7 protein-coding genes are annotated in these 5571 nt (G+C 50.1%); all 7 read left to right on the top strand.

What is annotated here, in order from left to right; genetic code table 11:
- Positions 1 to 160: 160 nt before the first annotated feature.
- Positions 161 to 610 (top strand): type II 3-dehydroquinate dehydratase, encoded by a 450-nt coding sequence (gene aroQ, locus AC6R0L_RS07255; RefSeq protein ID WP_334554711.1) that lies wholly within the window; start codon positions 161 to 163, stop codon positions 608 to 610.
- 96 nt (positions 611 to 706) lie between these two features.
- The gene (gene accB / locus AC6R0L_RS07250) at positions 707 to 1183 is read left to right on the top strand and encodes an acetyl-CoA carboxylase biotin carboxyl carrier protein (protein ID WP_500628732.1); all 477 of its coding nucleotides are present in this window, start codon (positions 707 to 709) and stop codon (positions 1181 to 1183) included.
- Between the two features lie 15 nt (positions 1184 to 1198).
- Complete coding sequence (accC, locus tag AC6R0L_RS07245; RefSeq protein ID WP_500628731.1) at positions 1199 to 2545, top strand: acetyl-CoA carboxylase biotin carboxylase subunit; 1347 nt, start codon at positions 1199 to 1201, stop codon at positions 2543 to 2545.
- Positions 2546 to 2719: 174 nt separating this feature from the next.
- The gene (gene prmA / locus AC6R0L_RS07240) at positions 2720 to 3607 is read left to right on the top strand and encodes a 50S ribosomal protein L11 methyltransferase (protein WP_500628730.1); all 888 of its coding nucleotides are present in this window, start codon (positions 2720 to 2722) and stop codon (positions 3605 to 3607) included.
- A 153-nt stretch (positions 3608 to 3760) separates the two neighbouring features.
- Positions 3761 to 4723 carry a tRNA dihydrouridine synthase DusB gene (gene dusB, locus AC6R0L_RS07235; protein WP_334554981.1) on the top strand — a complete coding sequence of 321 codons (963 nt, stop codon included), beginning with the start codon at positions 3761 to 3763 and terminating at the stop codon, positions 4721 to 4723.
- A gap of 71 nt (positions 4724 to 4794) precedes the next feature.
- Positions 4795 to 5091, top strand: a complete 297-nt coding sequence (gene fis / locus AC6R0L_RS07230) for a DNA-binding transcriptional regulator Fis (protein WP_000462885.1) — start codon at positions 4795 to 4797, stop codon at positions 5089 to 5091.
- A gap of 78 nt (positions 5092 to 5169) precedes the next feature.
- On the top strand, positions 5170 to 5571 hold a 402-nt coding region (locus AC6R0L_RS07225; RefSeq protein WP_500628729.1), incomplete at its 3' end, for a hypothetical protein.

Below are 5571 nucleotides of genomic sequence, written 5' to 3'. Positions count from 1 at the left end.
GGTGATTAGACCAGTAAATTGCTGCTAAATGCGCTGAATTAGCTATAATCTTGGTCAATTTCAAAGATTCGGCTCCGTTTGCATTAAAAATGACATGCCCTATCCTTGATAATGTGGGAATATTTGAGTTCATCTCAATAACTAGGAAGATAGCGACACAATGACAGCAAAATCACGCATTCTTGTCTTAAATGGTCCAAATCTCAACCTGCTTGGGCTAAGAGAGCCTGCCCACTACGGCTCTCACACCTTAGCGGACATTGTCGACAGCTTGATGGAACAAGCCCAGCAAGCGGATGTCGAACTGGAGCATTTGCAGTCAAACCGAGAGTATGAACTGATTGAAAAAATCCACGCGTCGCTCAACGAGGTGGACTTTATCATCATCAATCCAGCGGCCTTTACTCATACGAGTGTCGCGCTGCGCGATGCGCTGCTCGGCGTCGCGATTCCCTTTATTGAAGTGCACTTATCCAATGTGCACGCACGTGAACCCTTCCGTCATCACTCTTACCTGTCTGATAAAGCAGTAGGTGTGATTTGTGGTTTAGGTGCACAAGGTTACCAATTTGCGCTGATGGCAGCGATAGACAAGCTCAAGTCAGCGTAACAAGACAACACGCGGCGGACAGATGGACGCCGATACTCACTACTCTGCAGCGCCTTTAGGCGCTGTCTTATTCACAAGATAAAAGAGAAAGACACAATGGATATCCGTAAAATTAAGAAGCTTATCGAATTAGTTGAAGAGTCTGGCATTGCTGAGCTAGAGATCTCTGAAGGTGAAGAGTCGGTACGCATCAGTCGTCACGGCGTTGCAGCGCCTGCGCAGCCTGCTCCTATCCAATACGCAGCCGCGCCAGCACCGGTTGCGGCGCCTGCGCCAGCAGCTGCGCCTGCCCCTGCTCCTGCTCCTGCAGCTCAAGAGTCTGCACCAGCAGCAGTGTCTGGTCACCAGGTTCTTTCTCCAATGGTCGGTACTTTCTACCGTTCGCCAAGCCCAGATGCGAAAGCGTTTGTTGAAGTTGGTCAGAAAGTGAATGCCGGCGATACGCTCTGTATCGTTGAAGCGATGAAAATGATGAACCAAATCGAAGCCGATAAATCTGGCGTCGTGACTGCCATCCTTGCTGAAGACGGCCAACCGGTAGAATTCGATCAACCGCTTGTTGTTATCGAATAATAGAGGCCCTCTGTTATGTTAGATAAAGTAGTCATCGCGAACCGAGGTGAAATCGCACTTCGTATCCTTCGCGCTTGTAAAGAGCTCGGTATCAAGACGGTAGCCGTCCACTCAACGGCTGACCGCGATCTTAAACACGTCCTGCTGGCAGACGAGACCGTCTGTATCGGCCCTGCACGTGGTATCGACAGTTACCTCAATATTCCTCGTATTATTTCTGCGGCAGAAGTGACCGGTGCGGTCGCTATCCACCCAGGTTACGGCTTCTTGTCGGAAAACGCAGACTTCGCTGAGCAAGTTGAGCGCAGCGGCTTCATCTTTGTCGGTCCAAAAGCCGAGACCATTCGCATGATGGGCGACAAAGTGTCAGCCATCACCGCAATGAAAAAAGCGGGCGTACCTTGTGTACCTGGCTCAGATGGCCCGCTCGACAACGACGAAGACAAAAACAAAGCCCACGCGAAACGCATCGGCTACCCAGTGATCATCAAAGCCTCTGGCGGCGGCGGCGGTCGTGGTATGCGTGTGGTCCGTGCTGAAAAAGACTTGGTGCAAGCCATTGCCATGACGCGCGCAGAAGCGAAAGCGGCCTTCAACAATGACATGGTCTACATGGAGAAATTCCTTGAAAACCCTCGTCACGTTGAAGTCCAGGTCATCGCAGACGGTCAAGGCGGCGCTATCCACCTTGGTGAACGTGACTGTTCTATGCAGCGTCGTCACCAAAAAGTGGTCGAAGAAGCACCGGCACCGGGCATCACGGCTGAAATGCGTAAGTACATCGGTGAGCGTTGTACCCGTGCGTGTATCGAAATCGGTTACCGCGGCGCAGGCACGTTCGAGTTCTTGTACGAAAACGGCGAGTTCTACTTCATCGAGATGAACACCCGTATTCAGGTTGAGCACCCAGTCACTGAAATGGTCACTGGCATCGACCTCATCAAAGAGCAGCTACGCGTTGCCGCAGGTCAACCTCTGTCGTTCACGCAAGATGACATCAAAATCCGCGGCCACGCGATTGAGTGTCGTATCAACGCCGAAGACCCAGAGCGCTTCCTACCTTCACCGGGTAAAATTGAACGCTTCCACGCCCCTGGTGGCATGGGCGTACGTTGGGAATCGCACATCTACTCTGGTTACACAGTGCCACCGCACTATGACTCGATGATCGGCAAACTGATCACTTACGGTGAGAACCGTGATGTCGCGATCGCACGCATGAAGAATGCACTCGGCGAACTGATCGTCGAAGGCATCAAAACCAACGTGCCACTGCAAGAGATGATCATGAATGATGAGAACTTCCAACACGGCGGTGCCAACATTCACTACCTAGAGAAGAAGCTTGGTCTAAACGACTAATTCTCTGAGTTATAACGCTCTCTCCTAACGCCCAGCCCACCGCTGGGCGTTTTTATTCTTCACAGCCCCCCTCTAGAAACTAGCAACTAGCAACTAGGAACTAGCAACTCCCCCCTCTCGCTCAATTCTGCTACACTCTGCGCCAATTTCCTTTTTATCGAGCAGAGCCAGACCATGCCTTGGATTCAAATCAAACTCAACGCGACCAACGAAAACGCTGAACCGATCGGCGACATGTTAATGGAAGAGACCGGCGCCCTATCGGTCACCTTTTTAGACGCGCACGATACACCGGTCTTCGAGCCGCTGCCGGGTGAAACGCGCTTGTGGGGCGACACCGACATCCTTGCACTTTACGATGCCGAAGCGGACACCGATTTTGTGCTGGCGCAAATGACGCAAAGCGGCCTGCTTCCTCAAGGGTTTGCGTACAAAGTCGAACAGCTTGAAGACAAAGACTGGGAACGTGAATGGATGGACAACTTCCACCCAATGAAGTTTGGTGAGCGTCTGTGGATTTGCCCAAGCTGGCGAGATGTCCCAGAGCCAGACGCGATCAATGTGATGCTTGACCCTGGCCTCGCATTCGGTACTGGTACTCACCCAACCACGGCGCTCTGCCTAGAGTGGCTAGAGAGTCTCGATCTATCGGGCAAAACCGTGATCGACTTTGGTTGTGGTTCGGGCATTTTGGCGATCGCGGCGATCAAACTGGGCGCAGAGCGCGTCATCGGCATTGATATCGATCCTCAAGCCCTGCACGCCTCAAAAGACAACGCAGAGCGTAACGGTGTGGCCGACAAACTCGATGTCTTCCTTCCTCAAGATCAACCAGAAGGTCTGGTTGCTGATGTCGTAGTGGCGAACATTTTGGCCGGTCCGCTGCGTGAGCTTTCTGCCATCATCAAGTCTTTAGTTAAGCCAAGCGGCGAGCTCGCGATGTCTGGCGTCCTCGACACCCAAGCGGAAGATGTGGCCGACTATTACCGTGATGAGTTTCACATTGATCCTATCAAAGAGCAGAGTGAGTGGTGCCGCATAGCAGGTCGCAAGCAAGGCTAGATAAGACTTTCAAGGCTAATTGACTGAATTTCATACAATTTAACAAAACAAATTGTTAATGCTCAAATATTAGTCTTTTCACGGCGTAAAAAAATGCGTAAAATGCGCGCCCTTGCTGGGGACTATTCATCGAACAGAAGCTGTGAAGACGTTTTGAAAATCGGACACTACCAACTTAAGAACAATCTCATCGTCGCGCCTATGGCGGGTGTCACGGATAGACCGTTCCGTGAGTTGTGTCTTCGATATGGGGCAGGCATGGCCGTCAGTGAAATGATGTCGTCCAATCCGAAACTATGGAAAACGTCCAAATCTAAGCAACGCATGGTGCATGAAGGCGAATCGGGCATTCGCTCTGTGCAGATTGCGGGCGCCGATCCACAGTTGATGGCCGACGCAGCGCAATTTAGCGTTGAGAACGGTGCGCAAATCATCGACATCAATATGGGTTGCCCAGCAAAAAAAGTGAATAAAAAGCTCGCGGGTTCTGCGCTGCTCAAGTTTCCAGACATCATCGAAGAGATTCTGAAAGCGGTGGTCAACGCAGTGGATGTCCCTGTGACACTCAAAACTCGCACAGGCTGGGATACAGACAACAAAAACTGTGTCCAGATCGCTCAATTAGCCGAAGACTGCGGCATTCAGGCCTTGGCGCTGCATGGCAGAACCAAAGCGTGTATGTACAAAGGTGAGGCCGAATACGACAGCATTAAAGCGGTAAAGGAGGCCATCTCAATACCGGTTATCGCGAACGGTGATATCGATAGCCCAGAGAAAGCCAAACACGTACTGGAGTACACCGGTGCGGACGCCTTAATGATTGGACGCCCTGCCCAAGGTCGTCCGTGGATTTTCCAGGAAATCCAACACTATTTGGAAAACGGTACCACGATGCCTGACCTTCCGGTTTCGGAAGTGAAAGACATCCTGCTCGGTCATGTGAACGCTCTCCATGAGTTTTATGGTGAGTATTTAGGTCCACGCATCGCGCGTAAGCACGTGGGTTGGTACCTAAAAGAGCATGAGCAAGCAAGTGAGTTTCGCCGGACCTTCAACGCCATTGATGTAGCCGAGCTGCAACTTGAAGCGTTAGAAGGGTACTTTGATTTAGCCTAATTGGCAGTCGCTACGGCGCAGCCATGCGGGTTTAACGTTGCATCATAATTAAGAGAAGAGCTAGACCGAATATGTTCGAACAAAATCTGACTTCAGAAGCATTAACAGTAACTACAGTAACGTCGCAAGACCAGATTACTCAAAAGCCTTTACGTGACTCTGTTAAAGCATCTCTTAAAAACTACTTGGCACAACTGAACGGCCAAGAAGTCACAGAACTCTACGAATTAGTTCTAGCTGAAGTAGAACAGCCACTACTAGACACCATCATGCAGTACACTCGCGGTAACCAAACGCGCGCAGCAACCATGATGGGTATCAACCGCGGTACTCTTCGCAAGAAACTTAAGAAATACGGCATGAACTAATCTACAAGCCTTAACTTATTGATATAAAAGCTACTGTCCCTTTGGGATGGTGGCTTTTTTGCATTTATGTACCCTCATATGTACCCCAAAGAAATTCTTGGAGATAACTTGAGTACCTATCTACTTTATTGTCAAAGCGTTCTTGGCCTCGATGAAGCACAACCAACCAACACTGTCTCTTCGTGGATAACTCGTCAAACATTAGGAAGAACCCAAGAAAAACCGGCATCAGCATTTGTCCGTCATGCAATAAGCTCCAAAAAGGTAGTGAAACCTGTCCATGCTCACTTAAAGAATCAAGTGCTTCAGAAATCTTTGTCTCATCCTGAGATAATTGAACGAGACTCTATACCAACACCTCTCTCGAAACTTGAGCAAAACAGAGTTGTAGACCTCATGAACAGAATCTATGGCGGCGTGGTTACTCAAAGCCCATATATAGAAACCTATGCCGATTTAGACACCTTTGTCCGTTCGGTT

Source organism: Vibrio sp. R15-SG3-ISO1A, from assembly GCF_059833955.1.
This window is presented reverse-complemented; position numbering and strand designations above follow the sequence as displayed.

What these genes read in the sequence shown, in the direction of transcription:
- aroQ (WP_334554711.1), top strand. Translation starts at nt 161, where the DNA reads ATGACAGCAAAATCACGCATTCTTGTCTTAAATGGTCCAAATCTCAAC.
- accB (WP_500628732.1), top strand. Translation starts at nt 707, where the DNA reads ATGGATATCCGTAAAATTAAGAAGCTTATCGAATTAGTTGAAGAGTCT.
- accC (WP_500628731.1), top strand. Translation starts at nt 1,199, where the DNA reads ATGTTAGATAAAGTAGTCATCGCGAACCGAGGTGAAATCGCACTTCGT.
- prmA (WP_500628730.1), top strand. Translation starts at nt 2,720, where the DNA reads ATGCCTTGGATTCAAATCAAACTCAACGCGACCAACGAAAACGCTGAA.
- fis (WP_000462885.1), top strand. Translation starts at nt 4,795, where the DNA reads ATGTTCGAACAAAATCTGACTTCAGAAGCATTAACAGTAACTACAGTA.